22 protein-coding genes and 1 tRNA gene are annotated in these 24,188 nt (G+C 71.1%); 12 read left to right on the forward strand and 11 right to left on the reverse strand.

From position 1 onward, the window contains the following. Positions 1-4: 4 nt before the first annotated feature. From V5F53_RS14400 to V5F53_RS14410, 3 genes are read right to left on the reverse strand one after another with little or no spacing between them, the layout of a single operon-like run. Positions 5-1,459, reverse strand: a complete 1,455-nt coding sequence (locus V5F53_RS14400) for a nickel-dependent hydrogenase large subunit (protein WP_393995170.1) — start codon at positions 1,457-1,459, stop codon at positions 5-7. Next, positions 1,456-2,466, reverse strand: coding sequence for an NADH-quinone oxidoreductase subunit B family protein (locus V5F53_RS14405; RefSeq protein WP_393995169.1), 1,011 nt, complete (start codon positions 2,464-2,466; stop codon positions 1,456-1,458). Before V5F53_RS14405 ends, V5F53_RS14400 begins: the two co-directional genes overlap by 4 nt. Continuing rightward, on the reverse strand, positions 2,463-3,833 hold the full coding sequence (locus V5F53_RS14410) for a sensor histidine kinase (RefSeq protein WP_393995168.1): 1,371 nt from the start codon (positions 3,831-3,833) through the stop codon (positions 2,463-2,465). The genes V5F53_RS14405 and V5F53_RS14410 overlap by 4 nt, the downstream gene beginning before the upstream one ends. Before the next feature lie 176 nt (positions 3,834-4,009). On the opposite strand from V5F53_RS14410, the gene rsmI reads away from it, so the two are divergent. From rsmI to V5F53_RS14430, 4 genes are all read left to right on the forward strand, one after another. Further along, the gene (rsmI, locus tag V5F53_RS14415; RefSeq protein ID WP_393995167.1) at positions 4,010-5,008 is read left to right on the forward strand and encodes a 16S rRNA (cytidine(1402)-2'-O)-methyltransferase; all 999 of its coding nucleotides are present in this window, start codon (positions 4,010-4,012) and stop codon (positions 5,006-5,008) included. Further along, complete coding sequence (locus tag V5F53_RS14420) at positions 4,986-5,402, forward strand: YraN family protein (protein WP_393995166.1); 417 nt, start codon at positions 4,986-4,988, stop codon at positions 5,400-5,402. Before rsmI ends, V5F53_RS14420 begins: the two co-directional genes overlap by 23 nt. 186 nt (positions 5,403-5,588) lie before the next feature. Continuing rightward, positions 5,589-6,533, forward strand: a complete 945-nt coding sequence (gshB, locus tag V5F53_RS14425) for a glutathione synthase (RefSeq protein ID WP_393995165.1) — start codon at positions 5,589-5,591, stop codon at positions 6,531-6,533. A gap of 35 nt (positions 6,534-6,568) precedes the next feature. Then, positions 6,569-7,024 (forward strand): PepSY domain-containing protein, encoded by a 456-nt coding sequence (locus V5F53_RS14430; RefSeq protein ID WP_393995164.1) that lies wholly within the window; start codon positions 6,569-6,571, stop codon positions 7,022-7,024. 21 nt (positions 7,025-7,045) lie between these two features. Here V5F53_RS14430 and V5F53_RS14435 read toward each other — a convergent pair whose 3' ends face one another. Beyond that, on the reverse strand, positions 7,046-7,843 hold the full coding sequence (locus V5F53_RS14435) for a class I SAM-dependent methyltransferase (protein ID WP_393995163.1): 798 nt from the start codon (positions 7,841-7,843) through the stop codon (positions 7,046-7,048). A gap of 99 nt (positions 7,844-7,942) precedes the next feature. Here V5F53_RS14435 and V5F53_RS14440 point away from each other — a divergent pair, with 99 nt between their 5' ends. Next, positions 7,943-8,737, forward strand: a complete 795-nt coding sequence (locus tag V5F53_RS14440; protein WP_393995162.1) for a helix-turn-helix transcriptional regulator — start codon at positions 7,943-7,945, stop codon at positions 8,735-8,737. Positions 8,738-8,828: 91 nt separating this feature from the next. Next, entirely contained in the window at positions 8,829-10,361 is a 1,533-nt protein-coding gene (locus V5F53_RS14445; RefSeq protein ID WP_393995161.1) for a YifB family Mg chelatase-like AAA ATPase, read from the forward strand. Positions 10,362-10,419: 58 nt separating this feature from the next. Here V5F53_RS14445 and V5F53_RS14450 read toward each other — a convergent pair whose 3' ends face one another. Then, positions 10,420-11,013 (reverse strand): hypothetical protein, encoded by a 594-nt coding sequence (locus V5F53_RS14450; protein WP_393995160.1) that lies wholly within the window; start codon positions 11,011-11,013, stop codon positions 10,420-10,422. A gap of 365 nt (positions 11,014-11,378) precedes the next feature. Here V5F53_RS14450 and olsB point away from each other — a divergent pair, with 365 nt between their 5' ends. Next, positions 11,379-12,479: a l-ornithine N(alpha)-acyltransferase gene (gene olsB, locus V5F53_RS14455; protein ID WP_393995159.1), complete on the forward strand. Its 1,101-nt coding sequence runs from the start codon at positions 11,379-11,381 to the stop codon at positions 12,477-12,479. Positions 12,480-12,770: 291 nt separating this feature from the next. Beyond that, positions 12,771-13,193, forward strand: coding sequence for an alternative ribosome rescue aminoacyl-tRNA hydrolase ArfB (gene arfB, locus V5F53_RS14460; protein ID WP_393995158.1), 423 nt, complete (start codon positions 12,771-12,773; stop codon positions 13,191-13,193). A 167-nt stretch (positions 13,194-13,360) separates the two neighbouring features. Here arfB and recN read toward each other — a convergent pair whose 3' ends face one another. The 5 genes from recN to def all read right to left on the reverse strand — a co-directional run bounded on the left by recN (position 13,361) and on the right by def (position 18,569). Next, entirely contained in the window at positions 13,361-15,058 is a 1,698-nt protein-coding gene (recN, locus tag V5F53_RS14465; RefSeq protein WP_393995157.1) for a DNA repair protein RecN, read from the reverse strand. 6 nt (positions 15,059-15,064) lie between these two features. Continuing rightward, the gene (locus tag V5F53_RS14470; protein WP_393995156.1) at positions 15,065-15,931 is read right to left on the reverse strand and encodes an outer membrane protein assembly factor BamD; all 867 of its coding nucleotides are present in this window, start codon (positions 15,929-15,931) and stop codon (positions 15,065-15,067) included. A 375-nt stretch (positions 15,932-16,306) separates the two neighbouring features. Beyond that, positions 16,307-17,083, reverse strand: coding sequence for a tRNA pseudouridine(38-40) synthase TruA (gene truA, locus V5F53_RS14475; RefSeq protein WP_393995155.1), 777 nt, complete (start codon positions 17,081-17,083; stop codon positions 16,307-16,309). A 17-nt stretch (positions 17,084-17,100) separates the two neighbouring features. After that, positions 17,101-18,024, reverse strand: a complete 924-nt coding sequence (fmt, locus tag V5F53_RS14480) for a methionyl-tRNA formyltransferase (protein WP_393995154.1) — start codon at positions 18,022-18,024, stop codon at positions 17,101-17,103. Between the two features lie 26 nt (positions 18,025-18,050). Then, a complete protein-coding gene (def, locus tag V5F53_RS14485; protein WP_393995153.1) occupies positions 18,051-18,569 on the reverse strand; it encodes a peptide deformylase in 519 nt (172 codons plus the stop codon). An 80-nt stretch (positions 18,570-18,649) separates the two neighbouring features. On the opposite strand from def, the gene V5F53_RS14490 reads away from it, so the two are divergent. From V5F53_RS14490 to V5F53_RS14505, 4 genes are all read left to right on the forward strand, one after another. Then, positions 18,650-19,804: a DNA recombination protein RmuC gene (locus V5F53_RS14490; protein WP_393995152.1), complete on the forward strand. Its 1,155-nt coding sequence runs from the start codon at positions 18,650-18,652 to the stop codon at positions 19,802-19,804. A gap of 91 nt (positions 19,805-19,895) precedes the next feature. Continuing rightward, entirely contained in the window at positions 19,896-20,777 is an 882-nt protein-coding gene (mutM, locus tag V5F53_RS14495; RefSeq protein ID WP_393995151.1) for a bifunctional DNA-formamidopyrimidine glycosylase/DNA-(apurinic or apyrimidinic site) lyase, read from the forward strand. A 166-nt stretch (positions 20,778-20,943) separates the two neighbouring features. After that, positions 20,944-21,714, forward strand: coding sequence for an enoyl-CoA hydratase (locus V5F53_RS14500; protein ID WP_393995150.1), 771 nt, complete (start codon positions 20,944-20,946; stop codon positions 21,712-21,714). 175 nt (positions 21,715-21,889) lie between these two features. Then, a tRNA-Leu gene (locus tag V5F53_RS14505) sits at positions 21,890-21,974 on the forward strand. Positions 21,975-22,705: 731 nt separating this feature from the next. Here the strand turns inward: V5F53_RS14505 and V5F53_RS14510 are convergent. Next, positions 22,706-24,133: a multicopper oxidase family protein gene (locus V5F53_RS14510; protein ID WP_393995149.1), complete on the reverse strand. Its 1,428-nt coding sequence runs from the start codon at positions 24,131-24,133 to the stop codon at positions 22,706-22,708. Positions 24,134-24,188: the final 55 nt, after the last annotated feature.

A 24,188-nucleotide genomic window follows, 5' to 3' on the forward strand; every position in this document is an offset into this window, starting at 1 on the left:
GGCCTCAGTGCACCGTGCACACCATGCAGGGGTCGAACGCCCGCACGATGTGCTGAACGCTCACCGGCGTCGTCTCCCCTGGGCGCACTGGCGCGCCCACCAGCGCCGTCTCCAGCGGCCCCGGCTGGCCCGCGGCGTCGCGCGGCGAGAAGTTCCAGGTGGTGGGAGCGATGATCTGGTAGCGGGCAATGCGCCCCTTCTCCACCACCAGCCAATGGCCGAGCGCCCCGCGCGCCGCCTCGGTGAGGCCGAAGGCGCGGCCGGATGGCGGAAGCGCCCCCTGTGCGCACCAGGGCGCGGTCGGCGCCAGCTCGCGCACCCAGCCGGCCATGGCGATGAGGGTGCGCGCGATCTCCAGCAGCCGGCCCACGACCCGCGCCCGCACGCTGGCGCCCTCGCGCGCCACCAGGTCGCGCGCCAGCGGATGGCCTGCCACGACCTGGCGCGCCAGCGCCCCGGTCTCGAACGACAGGCCGGCGAGACGGGGCGCCTTGCACCACGTGTAGCCGGCCTCGTCCGCCGCGTCGGGAAAGGTGGAGCCCTCGAACGGCGGGTGCGGCGCCTCCCGCCCCTCCATGCGGGCGAAGCTGTGGTCCTCGGTGATGGCCTCGGGGTCCAGCGGCCCCGGGCGCCCGCCGGCGAAGATGCCGGCGGGGTAGAGCCGGCCCTCGGCCTGCGGATAGGCGCCATAGGACAGGAAGCGGTCATGGGCGCGGCCGAGGCGGTCGAGCTCCAGGTCAGCGGCGATGGCGAGGAACAACGACAGGTCGCCGTCGCGCCCGCGCGCCCAGGCCTCCAGCTCGGCGACGCCGGCGAGCCCCGCCACCTCGTCGAGCGGACCGGCGAACAGGTGGGTCTCCAGCGCCGTACGCACCGCCGACAAGGTGGCGAGCAACCGCATCTGGTCGCGGGGGTCGGCGCTGCGGCTCACTCCGCCGGGCTGGAGCGCCAGGGTGTGCGGCCAGCGACCGGCGAGCAGGCCCATCACGTGCAGCAAGGTGGCGCGGGTGGCCAGCGCCCGGCTCACGCTTTCGCCCCGCGCCGCCTTGAAGCGCCGCTCGGCGCGCGCGAACCACGGGCGTGCGCCATAGATGGGGCGGGCGAAGTCCGGCATGAAGAAGACGTGGAAATGGGTCAGGTGGTCGGCGACGTTCTCGGTGGCGACCATGAGATTGGCGGCGATGCGCCCGTTGGCGGTGGGCGAGAGGCCCGACAGCGCCGCCAGCGCCAGCGCCGCCGCGTGGGATTGCGACACCGAGCAGATGCCGCAGATGCGCGGGGCGATCACCAGGGCGTCGCCCGGGTCGCGGCCTTCGAGGATGCGCTCGAAGCCCCGGAACAGCGGCGACGACACCTGCGCCGCGCGCACCGCGCCGTCGGCCACATCCAGGCGCACTTCCAGGTCGCCTTCCACCCGGTTGAAGGGACCGACGATGAGGCGGGTCGCAGTGTCGCTCATCGCTTTTTGATGTCCCGCACCGCGGGGGGCGTCAGCACATGATCGGCGGTGGCGTTGCGGCGCAGGCGCTCGGGCGTCGCCGCCTTGGCCAGGGACGACAAAGCGATGAACCAGGCCTTGGGCATGTCGGTGGGCAGGCCCACCGGAATGCCGCCGATCTTGGGCGTGTCCAGGAAGGCATGGCCCGGCTCCTCGAATTCCGGCGCGGTGCAGTTGATGCAGGCATAGCCGCCGCGCGTGCAGGAGCCTTCGCCATTCCACAGGCGGGTGTTGCAATCCGCGTGGGCCTGGGTGCCCAGGCAGCCCAGGTGCTCCATCATGCAGCCGAGATCGCTCATCTTCTCGGCGCTCGCCTTGTATTCATAATATTCGTTGCGCGGACAGCCGTGGTGCACCAGATGATCGGCATAGAAACGCGGCCGGCCGTAGCTGTCGAGATCCTCGGCGGCGAGCAGGCCGGCCGACAGCAGCATCAAGGTCTCGGTGACCCAGTTGGGATGGGTCGGGCAGCCCGCCACGTTGATGACCGGCAGCCCGCCGCGGGCGCGGAACGCCGCCCCCAGCGCGCCGCCCTTCTGGCGGCCGTCATACTGCAGGCCGCAGGCGTCCGCCGGATTGACCCCGGCGGCGGTGACCCCACCATAGGCGGCGCAGGTGCCCACCGCCACCACATGCCGCGCCACGGCGGCGAGCCGGCGCGCCCAGTCGAGGGTCGGCAGGCCGGTGCCGGCGAGGATGTGGAAGCGCCCGGTGCCGTTGGGCCCGCGCAGCAGCGCCCCTTCCACGCACAGGGCGTCGAGCGCGATCTCGCCGGCCAGGATGCGCTCGAACAGGGCCACCGCCTCGGCCCCGGTCTCCTCGGACAGGGTCGGATGCCAGAGGATGCGGATGCCGGCGCTGTCCAGGGTGGCGGCGAGGTCCGGGGCCTCGGCGCACAGCAGCGACATGGTGCAGCCGCCGCAGCCGCCCGATTGCAGCCAGAGAAGGGTGAAGGGCGCGCCGGTCATCGTTCCCCCTCCATGCGCCGTCCCGGCGCCGTCGGCAAGGCGAGGGTGGCCACCGCGCCGCCGCCGGCCGCGTTCTCCACCGTGAGGCGGCCCTCGTGCTCCTCGACGATGCGATAGCAGATGGAGAGGCCGAGCCCGGTACCCTTGCCCACCGGCTTGGTGGTGAAGAAGGGATCGAACACCCGCCCCAAGGCCTCCGGCGAGAGCCCCGGGCCGCGGTCGCGCACCTCCAGCACCAGCGCGTCGCCAGTGCGGCTGCCGTGGATGTCGAGGCGCGGCACGGGCCGTCCCTCCATGGCGTCGATGGCGTTCTGGACCAGGTTCATCACCACCTGGTGGATATGGCCGGGATGGCCGATGGTGGAGAAGTCATCCGGCAGGTCCACCCGGGTCTCAAGGTCCGGCATCTGCGACTTGGCCACCCAGTCCAGGGCCGAGCGCACCACGGCGGCGAGATCGACCGGCGCGCGCGCCTCGCGCCGGTCGGAGGAGAAGCGGCGCAGGTCGGCGACGATGTCGCGCACCCGCTCGGCCCCCTCCAGCATGCCGGCGAAGGCGGAAGGAATGTCGGCCAGCGCCCGGTCCACGCGCAGCGCGGCGCGGGCCTTGGCGGCGGTCCCGGCGTCGCCGGCATGGACGGCGTCGAGATAGCCCATCAGCCGGTCAACATAGCGTTTCAGGGCATGGGCATTGCCATAGACGAACGAGATGGGGTTGTTCAGTTCGTGCGCCACCCCCGCCACCAGCCGGCCGAGGGAGGCCATCTTCTCGGCATGGACGAGCTGCTGCTGGGTGCGCTTCAAATGCTCGTGGGCGCTGGCGAGGTCGGAATAGGCCTGCTTCAGCTCGCCGATGGGCCGCCCCACCAGCACCACCCCCACCGCCCGCCCGCGCGGATCGAACCGCAGCGCCCCGTTCACCGCCACCGGCTGCGGCCCGTCCGGGGTGGCGAGGAAGAACTCGCGATCGGCCATGCGGGCGCGGCTGGCCATGGTGGCGAGCACATCGGCGGCGCTGGTGGGCGAGGCCGCGTCGAGCAGCTCGGCGAGCGGGCGCTCGAGCAGCGCCTCGGCACGCTGGCCGAAGGCGCGCTCGGCGGCGCGGTTCACCTGCTCCACCCGCCCGGACAGGTCGCAGGCGATCAGCACGTCGGTCATGGCCCCGAGCAGGCCGGCGATGAAGCCCTGGGCCTCCTCCAGCGCCGCGTTCTTGGCCTCCAGCTCCACCTGCTGGCTGATCAGCTCGGCATAGGCCTCGTCCATTTTCTGGATCACCGCGATCCAGGCCTGGTCGGCCTCGGCGCCACCGATCTCGCCCTCGCGCCCGAACATCGGGAGCGCCGGCGGACTGTCCTCCCCCGTCGGCATCTCGTTTCCCTGCAGCTTCGCCCCTGCCCGCGCCTTCCGGCGGCGGTGTTCCCGGCGCCCGCCGGGGCCGGACGCGCGGACCCGGTGGGCCATGCTAGCTCCACCCCTGCCCCCGGCGCAACGGCACGCCGCCGGCCCCGTTCCCATCTGGCCCCATCCGGGGCTATGGTCCGGCCATGAGCACGCCCGCCCCCACCACGGACCGCCCCGCCGACGGCGACCATCCGCGCACCTTCGCCCTCGCCGGCACCACCGTCACCCCGCGCGGGCTGGCACCGGGCCTGCACGTGGTGGCGACCCCCATCGGCAATCTCGGCGACATCACCATCCGCGCCCTGGAGACCCTGGCGGCGGCGGACCTCATCGCCTGCGAGGACACCCGCGTGTCGCGCCGGCTGCTGGATCGCTACGCCATCCATACCCCGCTCATGCCCTATCATGACCACAATGGCGCCAGCGCCCGGCCGAAGCTGCTGGCGCGGCTCGCCGCCGGCGCCCGGCTCGCCCTGATCTCCGACGCCGGCACGCCGCTGGTGTCCGATCCCGGCTTCAAGCTGGTGGTGGAGGCCGCCGCCGCCGGCCACGTCGTGCACCCGCTGCCCGGCGCCTCGGCCCTGCTCGCGGCCCTGGTGGCGGCCGGCCTGCCCACCGACTGCTTCCTGTTCGACGGCTTCCTGCCGCCCAAGGCCGGCCAGCGCCGCAACCGCATCGCCACCTTGTCCCAGGTGCCCGCCACGCTGGTGTTCTACGAGGGCGGCCCGCGCGTCGCCGAATGCCTCGCCGATCTGGCGCACGGGCTGGGCCCGCGCCGCGCCGCCGTGTGCCGGGAGCTGACCAAGACGTTCGAGGAGGTGCGGCGCGGCACCCTGCCCGAGCTCGCCGCCCACTATGCGGCGGCCGACACGCCCAAGGGCGAGATCGTGCTGGTGGTGGGGCCGCCGCTGGAAGACGCCGCGGACGACGAGGCCGTGGACCGGGCCCTCGCCCGGGCCCTGGAGGACGCCTCGCTGAAGGACGCGGTGGCCGCCGTCGCCGCCGTGACCGGCCGGCCCAAGCGCGAGGTCTATGCCCGCGCCCTGGCCCTGGCCGAGGCCCGCCACGCCGCCGACCACGCTCCCGATGCCGCCCTGCCCGACGACACGGCCCCGCCCGATGGCCCGGACGCCGACGCCTGATCCCGGCGCCCCGGTGGCGGCGCCCGCCCGCACCCCGGCCCAGCGCGCCGCCCACGCGCGCGGCGTGGCCGCCGAAGGGCAGGCCGCGCGGCTGCTGGAGGCACGGGGCTTCGCCATTCTGGAGCGACGAGCCCGCACCGGCGCCGGCGAGATCGACCTGATCGCCCGGCGCGGCGACCTGCTGGTGTTCTGCGAGGTGAAGCGGCGCGCCAGCCTCGCCGCCGCCGCGGAATCCCTGCAGGTCCGCCAGCAGCGACGCATTGCCGCCGCTGCCGCCGCCTGGCTCGCCGACCGGCCAGAGCTGGCTGCCCTTCAGATGCGTTTCGATGCCATCCTCATCGCCGGCACCGCCGCCGAGCACCTTCCGGCCGCGTTCGAGGCGGAACCGGGCTGACGCGCGTGAACTGGCGGGCGGCACCGTAGCGCTATAGATATGGTCGGGAAACGCCACGCGCGACTCGCCGCGCCGCCGGCCATCGGTCGCGCCCGCGCGCGGATCGCGAAAACCACTGAAGGCCCGGTCCGGGACCGGCACCGACGGTGAGACTGCCAAGGCCCGCCACGGGCGCCGGAGATTGCCATGACCCTTCAGGTCGCGGTCCAGATGGACCATATCGCCAGCATCAACATCGCTGGCGATTCCACCTTCGCCCTGCTGCTGGAAGCCCAGCGGCGCGGCCACGCGCTGTTCCACTACACCCCGGACCGCCTGGCGCTGAGCGGCGCCACCCTCTATGCCACGGTCGAGCCGCTGAGCGTGAAGGACGAGGCCGGCGCCCATTTCACCCTGGGCGAGAAGCGCCGGGTGCCGCTGGGCGAGATGGACGTGGTGCTGCTGCGCCAGGACCCGCCGTTCGACATGGCCTACGTGACCACCACCCACCTCCTCGAGCGCATCCACCCCAAGACCCTGGTGGTGAACGACCCGGCCCATGTGCGCAACGCGCCGGAGAAGATTTTCGTCACCCATTTCCCGGAGCTGATGCCGCCGACGCTCATCACCCGCGACCTGGACGAGATCAAGGCCTTCCGCGCCGAGCATGGCGACGTGGTGATGAAACCGCTCTACGGCAACGGCGGTGCCGCCGTGTTCCGCCTCACCGCCGACGACCTCAATTTCGGCTCGCTCTACGACCTGTTCGCCACCACCTTCCGCGAGCCCTGGGTGATCCAGCGTTTCCTGCCGGCGGTGAAGCACGGCGACAAGCGCATCATCCTGGTGGATGGCGCCGCCGCCGGCGCCGTCAACCGGGTGCCGAACGAGGGGGACCTCCGGTCCAACATGGTGCGCGGCGGCGCCGCCCGGCCCACCGACCTCACCGACCGGGAGCTGGAAATCTGCGCCCGCATCGGCCCGTCCCTGAAGGCCATGGGCCTGCTGTTCGTCGGCATCGACGTCATCGACGGCAACCTGACCGAGATCAACGTCACCTCTCCCACCGGCCTGCGCGCCATCAAGCGCCTCGGCGGCCCTGATATCGCCGTGGAGATCTGGGACAAGATCGAGGACAAGCGCCGCGCCTGAGCGCGCCAACAGGCCCTGCCGGGCAGGAGGAGCCCATGACCCGTTTCACCTGGTCCACCGCCGCCGCGCTCTGTCTGCTCGCCAGCCAGGCGCTGGCGCAGACGCCGCCGGCCGAGAAGTGGCGTTCCACCGCCGACATCGCCACCCACCTGGCGGAAAACGGATTCATCGTGCTGAAGCTGGACCGCGAGCACGACGGCTTCGAGGCCGAGCTGGTGGACCGCCAGGGCAACAAGGTGGAAGCACGCGTGCACCCGGTGACCGCCGAGATCCTCTCCTCCCGCGACGACGGCCGGGCCGCGGCCCGGCAGGACCAGTGGTTGACCCTGCCGCAGGTGGCCCGCCAGCTGGAGAACAAGGGCTTCGTGGTGCGCGCGATCGACACCGAGGCCACCGGCTACGAAGCCGATCTCACCGACCCCGCCGGCGCCCGCACCGAGGTGCGCATCGACCCCAGGACCGGCGCCGTGCTCTCCTCCAAGCCGGACTGAAGGCGCCGGCCGGTGCCGGCGTCAGGCCGCGCGCGCCACCAGGGTCAGCGTGTCCAGGGTGAAGGTGCCATCGGGCTCGATCTCGAAATGGCGGGCCACATCGGCGCTGGCGCTCTGCTCCAGGGCCCGGATGGCCGCCACGTTCAGCTCCGGCGTGCGGATGCGCGCCACCCAGGAGGAAAACTCCAGCCGCAGCCGCTGCGGCGTCGCCGCCTCCACCACGAAGCCGGCGGCGGACAAGTGCGCCTCCCATTCGGCGCGGGAGAAGTCGCGCCCGTGGGAGGGATCGCGCAGCAGCTCGATGGCCTGAAGAAAGGTGTCCGCCACCGGCCAGGCCGGCGCCACCACATCCATGAACACCGCCCGGCCTCCGGCCTTCAGCACCCGCCGCGCCTCGCCAAGGCCGGCCTTCAGGTCGCGCCAGTGATGGGCGCTGTAGCGCGAGGCGACCGCATCGAAGGCGGCATCGGGAAACGGCAGCGCCTCCGCCACGCCCTCGGCGGTGACGATGTTGGCGAGGCCGCGCCGGTCCGCCTCGGCGCCCACCGCCGCCAGCATCTGCCGCGACAGATCGTAGGCCACCACCTCGCCCGTGAACGGCGCGGCGGTGAAGCTCACATGGCCGCCGCCGCAGCCCAGGTCCAGCAACCGGCCCGGCCGCTCGTCCTGAAGCCGTGCCGCCAGGGCCTCCAGGTCCGGCCCGCGCGCGTGCACCGCGCTCGCCACATAGGCCGCCGCCTGCGGCCCGAACTGCGCCAGGACATGACCCTCGTGGCTACGGCCGGCATCGGTGCCGGGATGGGACTGCGCTGCATTCATGTCTGCCTCCTCGCGCGCCGGCGGCGCCTCGACACCAGGGATAGAACGGTTTTAAACCAGTGCCAGGACCAAGTTTATCCTGGTATGAATTGTGCCCGCATGACCGCCGCCCCGCCAGATGCCGCCCGCCGCGCCGCCCTCGGCGCCTTCCTGCGCGCCCATCGCGAGCGGCTCGACCCGCGTGCGCTCGGCATCGCCGACCTGCGCCGCCGCCGCACCCCGGGCCTGCGCCGAGAAGAAGTGGCCCAGCGCGCCGGACTGAGCGCCACCTGGTACAGCTGGATCGAGCAGGGCCGCGAGGTCTCGCTCTCCGCTCCGGCCGTGGCCCGCCTCGCCCGCGCCCTGGAGCTGACTCCGGCGGAACGGGCCTATGTGTTCGACCTCGCCGGCCGCCGCGACCCCGATCCCCCGCCCGACCCGGCCACGCCGCCGCCGGCCCTCGCCCGGCTCATCGCCGACCTGCCCCACCCGGCCTATCTGGTGGACCGCCATTGGGACGCGCTGGCCTGGAACCGCCCGGCGACCGCCCTGTTCCGGGGCTGGCTCGACCAGGACGGGCGCCCCAACCTGTTGCGCTTCATCTTCCTGTCCGCCGCCGCGCCACGGCTCATCCCGGCGTTTGACGAGCGCGCCGCCCGCGTCCTTGCCGAGGTGCGCGCCGATCTCTCCCGCCATCCGGCCGACCCGGTCAACACCGCCCTCATCGCCGAATTGACCACCGGGTCGCCCCTGTTCGCCCGGCTGTGGGACAGCCAGGACGTGCTCGGCCGCGAGGGCGGGCGCCGCGCCTTCCATGACCCGGATGGCGCGGCGCGCCACTATGACCAACTGACCCTGGTGCCGCTGCCCGATGCCGGCGCCCGCCTGGTGGTGCTGCTTCCGGACGCGGAATGACGACTGTTCCGCCTTCGTTCCTATTCATCCTTGCCGCTGGGGGAAGCCTTTGCTACCGTGGGTGGCAGCGGGGTGGAACGGGGGCGCGGCGGTGATCCAGCGGGTGGCGACGGTCGCATTCGAAGGGGTGGAGGCCCGCCCCGTTGACGTTCAGGTACATGTCGCCGCGGGCCTGCCCGCCTTCACCATCGTCGGCCTGCCGGACAAGGCCGTGACCGAGGCGAAGGAGCGGGTCCGCGCCGCCCTCATCGCGTCCGGCCTCGCGTTGCCGGCGCGCCGCATCACCATCAACCTTGCCCCCGCCGACCTGCCGAAGGAAGGCTCCCATTACGATCTGCCCATCGCCCTCGGTCTCATGGCCGCCATCGGCGCCATTCCGGCCGATGGCCTCGCCGGCTTCACGGTGGTGGGGGAACTGGCCCTCGACGGCACCATCGCCGCGGTGGCCGGGGTGCTGCCGGCGGCCATCGGTGCAAATGCCCGGGGCCATGGGCTCATCTGCCCGCAGCCCTGCGGCGCCGAGGCCGCCTGGGCCAGCCCCGACATGGACATCCTCGCCCCCGAGACCCTGACCCAGCTGGCCAACCATCTCACCGGACGCCAGCTCATGGCCCGCCCGGAACCACGGATGAAAGCGGCCGGCCCCGTCGAATTGGACCTGAAGGACGTCAAGGGACAGGAAACCGCCAAGCGCGCGCTGGAGGTGGCCGCCGCCGGTGGCCACAATCTGCTGTTCATCGGCCCGCCTGGCGCGGGCAAATCCATGCTGGCCCAGCGCCTGCCGTCCATCCTGCCGCTGCTGGCACCGGCCGAGATGCTGGACGTGTCCATGATCGCCTCGGTGGCCGGCTCCATCGACGACGGGGCGCTGGTCAGCCGGCGCCCGTTCCGGGCCCCGCACCATTCCGCCAGCATGGCGGCCATGGTCGGCGGCGGCACCAAGGCAAAACCCGGCGAGGTCTCCCTGGCCCATAACGGCGTGCTGTTCCTCGACGAACTGCCGGAATTCTCGCCCCAGGTGCTGGATTCCCTGCGCCAGCCGCTGGAAACCGGGGAAGTGCTGATTTCCCGCGCCAATCATCGCGTCACCTATCCGGCGCGTTTCCAGCTCATCGCCGCCATGAACCCCTGCCGCTGCGGCCGGGCCGGCGAGCCCGGCTACACCTGCAAGCGCGGGCCGCGCTGCGCCGACGAGTACCAGGGCCGCCTCTCCGGCCCGTTCCTGGACCGGATCGAGATGCATCTGGAGGTACCGGCGGTGAGCGCCGCCGACCTGGTGCTGCCCGCGCCAGCGGAGGGCTCTCGGGAAGTGGCGGCGCGGGTGGCGCTGGCGCGCAGCCTGCAAGTCGAGCGCTACGCCGCCCTCGGCCGGCCCGACGTCCGCACCAATGCGGAAGCCTCCGGCCCGCTGCTCGAAACCGTCGCCCAGCCCGATTCGGCGGGTGCCGCTCTGCTCAAGGACGCGGCCGACGCCATGCGCCTGACCGCCCGCGGCTACCACCGCGTGCTGAAGGTGGCGCGCACCCTGGCCGATCTCGATGGCTCCGACCACGTCGGCCGGCGCCATCTCGCCGAAGCCCTGGCCTATCGCGCCGCAGCCGAGAGACCCCGAGCCGCCGCCTGATGGCCCGGCCCCGGCGGAATGCGGCGCGGCGCGCCCCCGGCGCGCCGCGCGTGTCCGGTCACATCCCGGCGTTGATGGCGATGCCTTCCAGGTAGCTGATCTGGGCGAGATCGCCGGGCCGCACCTGCTGCAGGTCCGCCAGCACCTTGGGGTCGAGGGCGCGCAGCGTGCGCACGCCGCCGTCCGGCCCTTCGAAGCTCACCGTGCCGGCCTGCAGGTTGATGTCCACGAAGATCGTGGTGAGGGTCACGGCGCGCACGCCGAAGCCCTCCGGCCAGCCCGGCAGCCCGTCGTTGACGGCGACCTCGCTCAGCACTTCGCCGGGCTTGCCCTGCTGCGCCTTGCCGAGGGCGGTGACCACGCCCGGCACCACGCGGATGAGCAGCCGCTCGCTGTTGCGATAGGCGCTGAGGTCGCCGAGAATCAGCGGCGCCGTGACCGCCCAGCGCTTGCCGTTGGGCAGTTCCAGCACCACCCGTCGGGTCGCCGGGTCGGCCGACACGAACTGCGCCTTGTAGACGAGAACCGGCACGGTCCCCACGCCGTCGATGATCACCGTCTCGGACACGGTCGGCTGCGGCTGAGCGCCAGCGCCCACGGCCCCGAGCACAACGAACGCGGACACCGCCGCCGCCATCAAACTGGTCTTCATGCACACCCCCAATGCGCGATGCCGCCGGCCCCGCCGGCTGACGCGCGTCGCCGCCCGATAAAGCCTGATTCAGCGCCGCCGTCACAGCCATTCCTTGGCCGCGATCCCGGCGCCGGCCCGGGCCGCATCGCCGGCGCCCTCCATACGGACCGCGGCGCCATAGCCTCCCGCCATTGTCACATGGGCGTATGAAATCTATGGTGAATGTGACGGTCACATCCTGGCGCGCGCCACGGCGGGCGCGGGGGTGTCCGTCGCGCCGCCCCGGGCAAACCCGCCGGCGTGGCGCGCGGCGGCATCATAAGGGTGGGCGGCCCGGGGGATGACGGTTTCATCGCCGGCGGCGGCTCGGGGAGGGTCGACGCATGAAGCGCATCGGTGACACGGAAGCCGGCTTCAACCTGCCCGCCCTGGTGGGCCGGGGCCTGGGTGCGGCCAAGGAGAGCTTCTCCCGCTGGCCGGGCTTCAAGCCGGCCGCCGATGGCGGCGACAAGCGGGTGCCCCTGTTCGGTCGTGACACCGCGTTTCCGTTCTTCGACAAGGCCAGGGCCGAACCCTCCGGGCGCCCGCCGCTGCCGGCGTCGCAAAAGCTGGTGGCGGACCTGCGCGCCTACTCCGGCATCCGCCACCGCGAGGCGGTGTCCGAGGATGAAGGCCTGGTGCTCGGCCGCCTGGGTCCGCTTGAAGTGCGGCTCGCCCGCACCGCGCGCGACGTGCGGCGGGCCCAGCGCCTGCGCTACAAGGTGTTCTACGAGGAGATGTCGGCTCTGCCCGACGCCGCCACCCGCCTCGCCCGGCGGGACATGGACAGCTTCGACGCCATCTGCGACCACCTCCTGGTGCTTGATCACGAGGCCGGGCGCGTGGTGCTCGGCCGCAGCAAACCGAAGGTTGTCGGCACCTACCGCGTCCTGCGGCAGGACGTGGCAGCGCGCCACGGCGGCTTCTACACCCAGGGCGAATTCGACGTGACACCAGTGATCGCGGCCCATCCTGGCCTGCGTTTCCTGGAGCTCGGCCGCTCCTGCGTACTCAAGCCGTACCGCAACAAGCGCACGGTGGAACTCCTGTGGCACGGGGTCTGGAGCTATATCCTGCGCAACCGCATCGACGTGATGTTCGGCTGCGCGAGCCTTGAAGGCACCGATCCCGAAGCCATGGCCCTGCCGCTGTCCTTCCTCCATCACAACGCGCTGGCGCCCGAGGAATGGCGCGCCCGCGCCCTGCCCGGCCGCCACGTGGAGATGAACCGCATGGCCAAGGAGGCCATCGCGCCCAAGGCGGCGTTGCAGAGCCTGCCGCCGCTGGTGAAAGGGTACCTTCGGCTTGGCGGTTTCGTGGGGGATGGCGCGGTGGTGGACCATCAGTTTGGCACCACCGACGTGCTCATCATTTTGCCGGTGTCGGCGCTCAGCCCCCGCTATGTGGAGCATTTCGGCCCGACCGCGAACCGGCACGCCATCTGACCGGGCCTTGTGCTGCCGCAGTGCGCGGAGCAAGCGGGCAAGCCGGGGACAGGCCGTTCCGCCGCGAACCTGGGGCGGGACTTTATCCCGCCTCACAGGACGGCGCGGCGGCGACCTGCATCACCGGCGGCGACGCCCGCCACAACGGGCGCCTTCGACCTCTTGGCGTTTTCTCCGCACGGCGCCCGCGCGCCCGTCCGCATCGGCGCGCCACCGCATCTGGCCCGGCATGCGGGGGTCCGCTCCGCTTGAAAATGCTCTACGGTGCGCCGTCACCGGCCTGGACGCACCATGATCGAGATTACCGCCCGCCTCGCCATTTCCGAGGATGATATCGAATTCGTCTTCGTCCGCGCCTCAGGACCGGGCGGGCAGAACGTCAACAAGGTGTCGAGTGCGGTCCAATTGCGCTTTCACATGGCGCGCTCGGCGGACCTGTCCGATGCGGTGAAGGACCGTTTGGCCCGCCTCGCCGGACGGCGACTTTCCCTGGAAGGCGTCATCGTCATCCAGGCGCAACGATTCCGCACCCAGGAGCGCAATCGGGAGGACGCCATCGCGCGTTTGGTGGAGCTGATTCGCAGCGCCACCGTGGTGGCGCCGCCGCGTCGCCCCACCCGCCCCACCCTCGGCTCCAAGGAGCGCCGCCTCGCCTCCAAGGAGCGGCGCGGACAGGTGAAGAGCCTGCGCCAGAGCAAGCCGCATTTCGATTAATACCAAAGGCCCATGAGCGTGACTCATGGGCCTTTGGTCAAGCCCGCGCGGCGCTTGAGCGGACCCACTTGGCACCGGTCGAAGACCGGGGCCGATGGTATAAGCCCCCCTTCGGCGGGACTTCCAGCATCGACGACGCGCACGCGATGCGGCAGGTTCCCGTTCGATCAGCGCGCGGCCTTCAGCAGGCGATCCGCCGCCGCGCGGGCTTCGCTGGTGACCGTGGCGCCGGCGAGCATCCGCGCGATCTCCTCCCGGCGCAGCGTCGGCGTCAGGGCGGCGACCCGCGTGGTGACCGGCACCTCGTCGCCGGCCTGCCCCGGATCGGCCGGCGCGGGCGCCGCCGCCTTGGCGATGAGGAGGTGATTGTGCGCCCGCGCCGCCACCTGCGGCGCATGGGTGACGCACAGCACCTGCACCTTGCTCGACAGCCGGGCCAGCCGATGACCAATGGCATCAGCCACCGCGCCGCCAACCCCGGTGTCGATCTCGTCGAAGATCAGGGTGGGCGCGGAGCCGCGATCGGCCAGAACCACCTTGAGCGCAAGCAGGAAGCGGGCGAGCTCGCCGCCCGACGCCACCTTCATCATCGGCCCCGGCCGGCTTCCCGGGTTGGTGCGCACCCAGAACTCGACCACATCGTACCCCTCGGCGCCGCCGGCATCACGATCCCGGGTGACCTTGGTCAGGAACGCCGCGCGCTCCAGCTTCAACGGCGGCAGCTCGGCTCCCACCGCCGCGTCGAGAGCCGCCGCCGCCGCTTGACGCCGCTCCGACAAATGCTCAGCCGCAACCCGATAGGCGCCCTCGGCCTCCGCCGCCGCGGCGTCGAGCCGCGCCAGGCGCGCCTCCGATTGATCCAGGTGCTCAAGCTGCGCCTGGAACCGCGCCGTCACTTCCGGCAGCGCATCGGGCGCTACCGCGTATTTCCGGCCCGCCGCGCGCAGGGCGAACAGCCGCTCCTCCAGGCGTTCCAGCTCGCGCGGCTCGAAATCCGCATCGGCGAGCGCGCTTTCCAGGTGGCCGCGCGCCAGTTCCAGCGCATCCAGCGCCTGATCGATAGCCTCCACCGCCGGACGAATCAGGTCCTGCGATTCGCCGGCCCTCCGCTCCAGGCGGCGCACCGCGGCCGACAGCGACGCGATGGGCGATCCGCCGCCGGCGACCGCATCCAGGGCCTCGGAGAGATCGGCGGCGATCTTCTCCGCCCGCATCATGGCGCTGCGCCGTTCCGACAAGGCGGCCTCCTCGCCGGCCTCGGCTCCGAGCGCGGTGAGCTCCTCCACCGCGTGGCGGATATAATCGGCTTCCCTTTCCGCCGCCTCCAGCCGCTCCCGCTCCTCGCGCGCGGTGTCGCGGGCGTCGCGCCACTGCCGCCACAGCACGCCAAGGTCCGTCGCCTCCGACGCGAGGCCGCCATAGGCGTCCAGCAAGGCGCGATGGGTGGCCGGGTCCACCAGCGCCCGGTCGGCATGCTGGCCGTGCAGCTCCACCAGGCTGGCGCCGATGAGGCGGAGCGTCTGCACGCTCACTGGTTCCTCGTTCACCGAGGCACGGGTCCGCCCGTCGGCCATCTGGGTGCGGCGGATCACCAGCTGATCCTCGTCCGGCAAATCCGCGGCGGCGAGGATGGCGTGGGCAGGATGGTCGGGGCTGAGGTCGAAGGCCAGGGTCACCTGCCCCTTGGCCTGGCCATGGCGCACCAGCGACCCGTCGCCCCGCCCGCCGAGGGCGAGCGAGACCGAATCAAGCAGAATGGATTTTCCGGCTCCCGTCTCACCGGTGAGGACGGTCAGGCCGTCCGACAAGGTGAGATCGAGCTTCTCGATGAGGACGATGTCCCGGATCGAGAGCGATGCAAGCATGGGCGCTCAGCCAAGTCCCATTTTCTTGAACGCCTGGCTGATCCAGGACGCCTTGTTTTCCTGCGGCTCCAGCCCGGTGGCGTGCACGAGCTTGTAGGCGTCCTTGTACCACTGGCTGTCCGGGAAATTGTAGCCCAGAACGGCGGCCGCGGTCTGTGCCTCGTTCACCACGCCGAGCGCCATATAGGCCTCTGTGAGGCGGAACAGCGCCTCCTCAACTTGCCGGGTGGTCTGGTATTGTGTCACCACCACCTTGAAGCGATTGATGGCGCCAGTGTAATTGCGCTGCTCCAGATAATAACGGCCGATCATCATTTCCTTGCCGGCCAGCTGGTCCCGCGCCACCTCGATCTTGCGCTTGGCGGTGGCCGCATACTCGGTATTTGGATACTTCCGAATCACCTCTTCCAGGGCGTCGAGGGCCTGGCGGGTCTTGCGCTGGTCGCGCGTGATGTCGGGAATGTTCTCGTACAGGGACGAGGCCACCAGATACTGGGCGTAGGCGGCATCCTGCGAGCCGGGATACAGCGAGACGTAACGCTTTCCGGAGGCGATGGCCTCGTCGTACTTGCCCGCCTCGAAATAGGAATAAGTGGTCATCAGCAGCGACTTGCGCGCCCATTCCGAATAGGGGTGGGTGCGATCGACGTCCTCGAAACGCTTGGCGGCCTTTTCCGGCTCCTGCTTGCGCAGGAGTGTCAGCCCCTCGTTGTAGATCTTCTCGGCCGGCTCGTCGGGCGGGATCACGTCCTCCTTGTCGCTGGCGCAGGCGGACACCAGCGTGCCGCACGCCAGCACCAGGGCGAGGCCGAGCAGCCGTCCCTTGCCCTTGACCTTCACACGCAAGCGCCGCGCTTCGTCGATGAATGTCATCACGTTCAGGTTCCGTCCCGCGCCGGATGGCGCCGCTCTTCTAGAGCATTCCGTCGGCTCGATGAACCGGCAAAATGCGCCAGGCCGTTGCATTGACGCGTTTTCTTCATGCGAACGGGTGCCAACGTCGCCAGAAGACGCCTTTTAGCAGGATCCCGGCTAAGGAAAAGGACAGCCGCGCGGCCGTCCCTCCCGCCAGGGTCCGCCCCGTTATCGGCCGGCGCGACACGCCAAGCCGATGGGACCTCACCCCGGTTCGCGCCCCGCCCGCGCGCCCGTGAGACCCACCGCCCCGCCCAGCGGACGAAGGCGGCGTTCACGTTTGCGGTATCGGGTTTTTCCGTCCGCAATGTGGCGAAGCTCCGCCGCCCCCCATCATCGCTCCGGGCTGTGGCCCGTCGGCCACGCATCGCCGTCATAGCTCACCGCCGCCAGATAAAGGCCGCAGGCCGGCGCCATGGGGCCGCATCGCCGCCGGTCGGCCGCCGCCAGCGCCGCTGCGAGGTCGTCCGCGCTCCACCGCCCCTCCCCCACCCGCAGCAACGAGCCCACCATGGATCGGACCTGATGGTGCAGGAAGGAGCGCGCCGAGGTGACCACGCGAATCTCGTCCCCCGCGCGGGTCACATCGAGCTGGTCGAGGGTCTTCACCGGCGATGCCGCCTGGCACTCTGCGGCGCGAAAGGTGGAGAAATCGTGCTTGCCCAGAAGCCTCTGGGCGGCCGCGTGCATCGTCCCGGCATCGAGGCGCTGCGGAATGCGCCAGGCCCGGTCCCGGTCCAGCGCCAGGTCCGGCCGCCGATTGACCAGGCGATAGAGATAATGCCGCCGCGTGGCGGAGAATCGGGCATCGAAGCTGTCGGGCACCCGCTCCACCGCCAGCACCGCCACCGGATGCGGACGCAGGTGCGCCGTCAGGGCATCCCGCACGGTGTCCACGCGCCAGTCCCGCGCCAAATCCACATGCGCCACCTGCCCGGTGGCGTGGACGCCCGCATCCGTGCGCCCGGCGCCGGACACCCGCACCGCCTCGCCGCAGAAGCGCGCCAGCGCCTCCGCCAGGACCCCCTGCACGGTCGGCAGACCGGCTTGGAGCTGCCAGCCGGCGAAGGGGGTGCCATCATACTCGATGATGAGCTTGTATCGAGGCATGGCGCGGACAGCCCCGCTCAGACGAGCCGGCTGCCGACAGGCAGCGCGTTTCCGCGCAGGAACGCGTCCGCCGCCGCCGGCTGCTTGCCCGCCCTCTGCAATTCGAGCAACCGCACCGCGCCATCACCGCAAGCGATGGCGAGGCGATCATCCAGCACCTCGCCCGGGGCCCCAGCCCCGTCCACCAGGGTCGAACGCAGAACCTTCACGCGCGTCTCCGGCACGCCGAGGCCGAACCAGGCCCCGGGGAAAGGGGAGAGGCCGCGAATGCGATCGTGCACCTCCCGCGCCGGGCGCGACCAGTCGATGCGCGCCTCGCCCTTCTCGATCTTGGCGGCATAGGTCACCCCCTCCGCCGGCTGCGGCGTGAACACCAGGGTGCTTCGCTCCAGCGCCGAGAGCGCGCGCCCCATCAGGTCCGCACCAACCGCCATCATGCGGTCGTGCAGCTCCCCGGCGGTCATGTCCGGGCCGATGGGGATACGCTCCATCAGCCCCACCGGCCCGGTGTCGAGCCCCGCCTCCATCCGCATCACGGCGACGCCGGTCTCCCGGTCGCCGGCCATGATGGCGCGCTGGATCGGCGCGGCGCCGCGCCACCGGGGCAGCAGCGAGCCATGCAGATTGAGACAGCCATGGCGTGGCGCGGCGAGGATCGCCGGGGGCAGGATCATGCCATAGGCCACCACCACGGCGAGGTCCGCATCATGGGCGCGGAAGGCCGCCGCCGGCTCGTCGCCACGCAGCGACGCCGGCGTCAGAACCGGCAGGCCGAAGCGCTCGGCCGCCTGATGCACCGGGGAGGGCGTGAGATCAAGGCCGCGACGTCCGGCCGGAGCCGGCGCGCGGGTATAGACCGCCACCACCTCGTGGCCGCGCCCGACGATTTCGGAAAGCGTGGGGACGGCGAAATCCGGCGTACCCATGAAGACGATGCGCATGAAGGTTCAGGTCCGCGGCGGTGGCGTCAGCTCACGGCCTCGCGCCGCGCCGCCTTGGTGAACTTCTTGATCACCCGGTCGCGCTTCAGCTTCGAGATATGGTCGATGAAGAGCACGCCGTTCAGATGATCGATCTCATGCTGGACGCAGGTGGCGAACAGCCCCCCGGCCTCCACCTCCCGCACCGCGCCGTCCATGTCCTGGAACCGCACGGTGACGCGGGCCGGGCGCTCCACCTCCTCGTAATACTCGGGGATGGACAGGCACCCCTCGCTGTAGACGGAGGTCTCCTGCGACGCGGCGATGATCTCGGGATTGATCAGCGCCACCGGCCGCTTCTCCTCCCCCTCGCGGGCGACGTCGATGGTGACGACCCGCCGCTGCACCCCCACCTGGATGGCGGCAAGGCCGATGCCCGGGGCATCGTACATGGTCTCGAACATGTCCTCGACCAAGGCCTTGATCTCGGAATCGATCTTGCCCACCGGCTCGGAAATGGTCCGCAGCTTGGAGTCGGGAATGATGAGGATGGGGCGCGCTGTCATGGGGCTGAAATAAGCGATAGCCCCGGCCGGGTCAATATGTTCATACTTTGTTCCAGGCGCGAATCGCGATACTGGAACGCATGTCCGACGTCCTGTTCACCCTTGCCGGCCATCCGGTGGTCCTGGGCGAGGCTCTTGCCGCCATGCTCGCGGCCGGGTTGCTCCTGCTCGGCGCGGTGGCGGCGGGCTTGTGGCGCGCGGGCGGCGCGCGGGCCGCCCGCGCGGCTGAGGAGGCCTTGCGAAGCCAGGAGATCGACCGGCGGATGCGCGACCTCGCCCGCATCCAGCACGAGACCGCCGGGCGGGTGCAGAGCCTGGCGGAAGTGCTTTCCCAGCGCCAGGGCGAACTGGCGCGCGCGGTGGCGGAGCGGCTCGACGCCACCTCCTACCGGCTGGGGGAGAGCATGACCGCCTCCGCCCGCGCCACCCACGAGAGCCTGACCCGCATCGCCGAGCGGCTGGTGATGGTGGAGAAGGCCGAGCGCAGCCTGTCCGATCTCTCCGCCCAGGTGGTGTCCCTGCGCGACACCCTCGCCAACAAGCAGGCCCGCGGCGCCTTCGGCCAAGCCCGCATGGAAGCCCTCATCCGCGACGCGCTACCCCAGGACTCCTTCGCCTTTCAGTACACCTTGTCGAATGGCCGGCGGCCCGACTGCGCCCTGTTCCTGCCCGGCGACCGGCGGCCGCTGGTGATCGACGCCAAGTTTCCGCTGGAATCCGTGACGCTGTTTCGCGAGGCCACCTCGGCGGAAGCCCGCAAGGTGGCGGCGGCGCGGCTCAAGGCCGATCTCATGAAGCACGTGGGCGATGTGGCCGAACGCTACCTGCTGGCCGGCGAAACCCAGGACATCGCCCTCATCTTCGTGCCCTCCGAATCGGTCTACGCCGAGATACACGAGCATTTCGACGCCGTGGTGCAGGCGGCCTTCCGCGCCCGCGTCATCATCGTGTCGCCCTCGCTGCTGATGCTGGCGGTGCAGGTGGTGCAGGCCATCGCCAAGGATGCCCGCATGCGCGCCCAGGCCGATCACATCCGCGCCGAGGTGGGCGCCCTGGTGGGGGATGTGGCGCGCCTGCGCGAGCGGGTGGGCGAGCTGTCGCGTCATTTCGGCCAGATCGGCGACGACGTCGCCAAGGTGCTGGTCTCCGCCGACAAGATTGCCAAGCGCGGCATGCGCCTGGAGCAATTGGAATTCAACGCCCCCAGCCACCCGGAAAACGGGCAGGAGGCCTGATTGCATCTTGCGCAACGGCGGCGCCTGCCTAACTCTAGCTTGCTCGTGACCGAATCCCAGCCCTCCCGCTGCACTGGCGAGCCGAGCCGATATGCCTGAACTGCCCGAGGTGGAAACCGTCCGCCGCGGTCTCCTGCCCGTGCTGCAGGGCGCCGTGATCGAAAGTGCCGAGGCGCGCCGGCCGGACCTGCGCTGGCCCCTTCCCGAGAATTTCGCAGAGCGCCTGGCTGGCCGCCGAGTGGAAGCGCTGGGGCGGCGCGCCAAGTATCTGCTGGCGGATCTCTCCGGCGGCGAGGTGATGATCCTGCACCTCGGCATGTCCGGCTCCATCCGCATCGACGGGGCCCGGGTGAAGGGCCGTCCTGGCCTGTTCCATCATCCCCGCGCCGACGCCGGGCCCCATGACCATGTGGTGCTGCATCTCGCCGGCGGCGCCACCATCACCTTCAACGATCCCCGCCGCTTCGGCGCCATCCTGATCGTGCCCTACGACCGGCTCGACAGCCATCCGCTGCTCCAGAGCCTGGGACCGGAGCCACTCGGCAACGGCTTCAACGCCGAATACCTGGCGCGCGCCTGCGCCCGCCGCCACACCTGCCTGAAATCGGCGCTGCTGGACCAGAAGATGGTGGCCGGCCTCGGCAACATCTATGTGTGCGAGGCGCTGCATCGCGCCGGCCTGTCGCCGCGCCGCGCGGCCCACACCCTGGCCACCCGCGAGGGCGGCCCGACCCTGCGCGCCGAGCGCCTCGTCACCGCCATCCGCGACGTGCTGCGCGCCGCCATCCAGGCCGGCGGCTCGTCGCTGCGCGACCACCGGCAGGTGGACGGCCAGCTTGGCTATTTCCAGCACGCCTTCCGCGTCTATGGGCGCGAGGGCGAGCCGTGCCCGACGCTCCATTGCAAGGGCAGCATCCAGCGCATCGTCCAGGGCGGCCGCTCGACCTTCTTCTGTCCGGTCTGCCAGCGCTGAGCCCCCGCCCCGCGCCGTTGCGCCGGGGGGGCGCCGCATAGGGCAAGCAGATCACCCAACGCATTCCCCATTCCCCAAACGTCGAACTCGGGCTAGAGCACGAAGGTCAGACTTCGATACGAGACGAGACCGCCCGGACCTCGGGCGGCGACGGGGAGACAGTGGGATGGCATTCGAGACACTTCTGGTCGAAACGCACGGGCGCGTTGGGCTCATCCGGCTCAACCGGCCGAAGGCGCTGAACGCGCTGAGCCCCGAGCTCATCGGCGAGCTCAACATCGTCCTCGACCAGTTTGAGGCCGACCGCGAGATCGGCTGCATCGTCATCACCGGCTCGGAAAAGGCGTTCGCCGCCGGCGCCGACATCAAGGCGATGCACGACCTCACCTATCCGGCAAGCTACGACGACGACTTCATCACCTCCTGGGAGCGCCTGTCGCGCGCGCGCAAGCCCGTGATCGCGGCAGTGGCCGGCTTCGCCCTGGGCGGCGGCTGTGAGCTCGCGATGATGTGCGATTTCATCCTTGCCGCCGACACCGCCAAGTTCGGCCAGCCGGAAATCAAGCTGGGCGTGATGCCCGGCGCCGGCGGCACCCAGCGCCTGACCCGTTTCGTCGGCAAGTCCAAGGCCATGGAAATGTGCCTCACCGGCCGCTTCATGGATGCGGCCGAGGCCGAGCGCGCCGGCCTGGTGTCCCGCGTGGTGCCGGCGGCCGATCTCGTCGCGGAGGCGCTGGCGGTGGCCAAGACCATCGCCGACATGTCGCTGACGGTGGCCATGCAGACCAAGGAGAGCGTGAACCGCGCCTATGAGACCACGCTCGCGGAGGGCATCCGCTTCGAGCGCCGGGTGTTCCAGGCCATGTTCGCCCTGGAGGACCAGAAGGAGGGCATGCGCGCCTTCATCGAGAAGCGCCCGCCCAATTTCCATGGCTGACCGGTGATTGGTGCGGAGGCCGGCGCGCCAGCGCCCCCTCCGCGCCCCTGTTCCGGCCGGCTCTGCGCATGGACCTGGGGATAAATCCCATTCTTCGATCCTGCGCCGCTGGCGTTGTTGACAAGGCCGGCACCCCCCCGTAAACACGCTTCACCAACGGCCTCCGGGCCGCGGTGCCCAGGTGGCGGAATTGGTAGACGCGCTGGTTTCAGGTACCAGTGGTGAAAGCCGTGGAGGTTCGAGTCCTCTCCTGGGCACCATCTGCTCTTTCGGCAAGGTCCGAGAGCATCTGAAAGCTCAAAGAAAACAGCAGGCGAAGGTGGAAGCGGCATCCGGCAGATGTTGCAGGAGGTCGCTGCAATTCGGCGGGCCCGCCGGCATCCTACGTGTCGCGGTTGACGGCGTTCAGGGACGTGGCGTTGCGCAAGGCCGAGCCGCCGTCTCCTGGTCGCTCCCAGCGGAAATCGTATCTGGCGGCGGGCGCATGACTGTGCCGGCAGACGGAAGCTGGGGCCGTTCGAACCCCGTACCCCCGCCTTTCCTGTCCGATGCCCGCCAGAAGCGCCCGGATGTGAAATCCTCCCGCTGGATAGCCCCCCTTCCACCGCCCACCGCGCGCGAGCGGGGTAAGGCCGCCGCCACCGTAGCCGCAGCCCACGCAGTGAAGCGCGTGTGAGGGGATCGCGGCATCCCGATCACGCCGCGACCGCGCATCGGTGCGCACCGTGGTCCGCCGCCTCTGGGACATCCCGCCGCGTTCCGCCTCTCATACCATCGGCCCCGGCCTTCGACCGGTGCCAAGGGGTCAGCTCAGGTGGGTCCGCTCAAGCGCCGTGCGGGCTTGACCAAAGGCCTATGAGGGCCTTTTCGCGACGAGCCCCCTCTGCTCCACCGCTGCTTCGCCCTCCGGCCACCGGCCTGCGCCCCCCTGCGCGCGAAGGTCCGGCGCCCAGCCGGACCCACCAGCGCCCGGCCCCGGGCCTGCGGCCGGTCAGACCACCTTCACCACCGCCATCATGCCGGCGGCCATGTGGTAGAGATGGTGGCAGTGCAGGAACCATTCGCCTTTCTGTCCAGCGTCGAAGGCGACGGTGACGGACACGCGGGGCGGCACGATCACGGTGTCGCGGACCGCGCCGGCGAATCGCCGCCCGTCGATGCCCACGACCTGGAAATGGTGCCCGTGCAGGTGCATGGGGTGCGTCATCCCGGTCGGGTTCATGAAGGTCATCTCCACCCGCTCGCCCTGGCGCGCAACGAAGCCCTCCATGTTTTCGGGCACGCGGTCGTTGATGGTCCAGCGATAGTCCGGCTCCTCGCCCAGCACGATCGGAAAGACGCGCGCCGGCGCCCGCTCCTCCAGCGGGCGAACGGCGGCGAGGCTGGCCTCGAAGGCGAGGTCCACCACCCCCGCGTTCCGCTCGGCCTCCGGCGCCAGGCGGGACACGCTCGCTCCCGGTGTCGCCAGGATGAGCCCGGTGCGACGCGGCGAAGCCTCCACCTGGGCCAGCACCGGAAAGGCGCCGCCCTCGGCGGGAATGTCCACCAGCAGATCGAGCCGCTGGCCCTGCGCCAGGGGAAAGGTCTCCGCCACCGCCGGCACGCAGGGCGAGCCGTCCACGGCGACGGCGCTGGCCGTCAAGCCGGGAACGGTGATGAAGAAGGCGGTGGCGGTGGCGCCATTGATGATGCGCAGCCGCGCCCGGCCGCCGGGCTCCACCGGCACCACCTCGGGATCGTCAAGGGTCCGCCGGTTGGCCAGGAAGGCGTCATAGGTGACGTCATGGACCTGAACTCCGCCGCCGCCATCCGTCTCCCCGTCCTCCGTCCGATGCCGCCTGCCCAGCCTGGCATGGCCCCGGCGGCCGCCGCTGGAGCCGTCGAGCGCGGCCAGGATCTCCTCGGGGCTGCGGAACGAGAAGTCGTGCAGCATCATCACCACGTCCTGGGCGTCGCCGGCGTCGATCTCGCGGGCGATCAGGGGCGCGGCCAGAAGCTGCTGTTCGCTCAAGGTGTGGGCATGCATCCAGTGGGTGCCAGGCGTCAGCACGAAATCCACCAGATCCAGACCGCCGGGCTCCAGCGCGCCGCCATCGGGGCGGGCGCGGTCCTGGTGCGCGGGAACGAGAAGCTGGCCGTGCCAATGCATCACCAGCGGGGTCTCGCTGGCATTGCGCAGCCCGCCCACCAGCCGCTCGCCGGCCTTCGCGAAGACCCCGTCCGCGCCATCCGGCCCCTTCACGGTGAACACCGTGGCCGCGCGGCCGTTCACCTCCAGCGTGGCGCTGTCCACCGTCAGCCGCGCCGCCGGCTGCGCCCGGGTCTGGCGGCCGGCAAGCACCAGCGCGCCGGCCGCCAGACCCCCGGCGAGAACGGCGCGCCGCGACGGCGCGCGGAAAGTGGACCTCGGTCGGCTCATGCTCGGCGTGTCCTCGTATCAGCGGCCCCACGCGCGGCCCGAGGCCGAGGCAAGC

The sequence above is a fragment of the Xanthobacter cornucopiae genome (genome assembly GCF_043195065.2).
Taxonomy (GTDB): Bacteria; Pseudomonadota; Alphaproteobacteria; order Rhizobiales; family Xanthobacteraceae; genus Xanthobacter.

Excerpts from the sequence above, each read along its gene's own strand:
- mutM (WP_393995151.1), top strand. The coding sequence starts at position 19,896 with ATGCCTGAACTGCCCGAGGTGGAAACCGTCCGCCGCGGTCTCCTGCCC.
- rsmI (WP_393995167.1), top strand. The coding sequence starts at position 4,010 with ATGAGCACGCCCGCCCCCACCACGGACCGCCCCGCCGACGGCGACCAT.
- truA (WP_393995155.1), bottom strand. The coding sequence starts at position 17,083 with ATGCCTCGATACAAGCTCATCATCGAGTATGATGGCACCCCCTTCGCC.
- V5F53_RS14510 (WP_393995149.1), bottom strand. The coding sequence starts at position 24,133 with ATGAGCCGACCGAGGTCCACTTTCCGCGCGCCGTCGCGGCGCGCCGTT.
- olsB (WP_393995159.1), top strand. The coding sequence starts at position 11,379 with ATGAAGCGCATCGGTGACACGGAAGCCGGCTTCAACCTGCCCGCCCTG.
- V5F53_RS14420 (WP_393995166.1), top strand. The coding sequence starts at position 4,986 with ATGGCCCGGACGCCGACGCCTGATCCCGGCGCCCCGGTGGCGGCGCCC.
- V5F53_RS14430 (WP_393995164.1), top strand. The coding sequence starts at position 6,569 with ATGACCCGTTTCACCTGGTCCACCGCCGCCGCGCTCTGTCTGCTCGCC.
- V5F53_RS14450 (WP_393995160.1), bottom strand. The coding sequence starts at position 11,013 with ATGAAGACCAGTTTGATGGCGGCGGCGGTGTCCGCGTTCGTTGTGCTC.
- gshB (WP_393995165.1), top strand. The coding sequence starts at position 5,589 with ATGACCCTTCAGGTCGCGGTCCAGATGGACCATATCGCCAGCATCAAC.
- V5F53_RS14490 (WP_393995152.1), top strand. The coding sequence starts at position 18,650 with ATGTCCGACGTCCTGTTCACCCTTGCCGGCCATCCGGTGGTCCTGGGC.
- V5F53_RS14405 (WP_393995169.1), bottom strand. The coding sequence starts at position 2,466 with ATGACCGGCGCGCCCTTCACCCTTCTCTGGCTGCAATCGGGCGGCTGC.
- fmt (WP_393995154.1), bottom strand. The coding sequence starts at position 18,024 with ATGCGCATCGTCTTCATGGGTACGCCGGATTTCGCCGTCCCCACGCTT.
- V5F53_RS14400 (WP_393995170.1), bottom strand. The coding sequence starts at position 1,459 with ATGAGCGACACTGCGACCCGCCTCATCGTCGGTCCCTTCAACCGGGTG.
- def (WP_393995153.1), bottom strand. The coding sequence starts at position 18,569 with ATGACAGCGCGCCCCATCCTCATCATTCCCGACTCCAAGCTGCGGACC.
- V5F53_RS14440 (WP_393995162.1), top strand. The coding sequence starts at position 7,943 with ATGACCGCCGCCCCGCCAGATGCCGCCCGCCGCGCCGCCCTCGGCGCC.
- V5F53_RS14435 (WP_393995163.1), bottom strand. The coding sequence starts at position 7,843 with ATGAATGCAGCGCAGTCCCATCCCGGCACCGATGCCGGCCGTAGCCAC.
- arfB (WP_393995158.1), top strand. The coding sequence starts at position 12,771 with ATGATCGAGATTACCGCCCGCCTCGCCATTTCCGAGGATGATATCGAA.
- V5F53_RS14500 (WP_393995150.1), top strand. The coding sequence starts at position 20,944 with ATGGCATTCGAGACACTTCTGGTCGAAACGCACGGGCGCGTTGGGCTC.
- V5F53_RS14470 (WP_393995156.1), bottom strand. The coding sequence starts at position 15,931 with ATGACATTCATCGACGAAGCGCGGCGCTTGCGTGTGAAGGTCAAGGGC.
- V5F53_RS14410 (WP_393995168.1), bottom strand. The coding sequence starts at position 3,833 with ATGCCGACGGGGGAGGACAGTCCGCCGGCGCTCCCGATGTTCGGGCGC.
- recN (WP_393995157.1), bottom strand. The coding sequence starts at position 15,058 with ATGCTTGCATCGCTCTCGATCCGGGACATCGTCCTCATCGAGAAGCTC.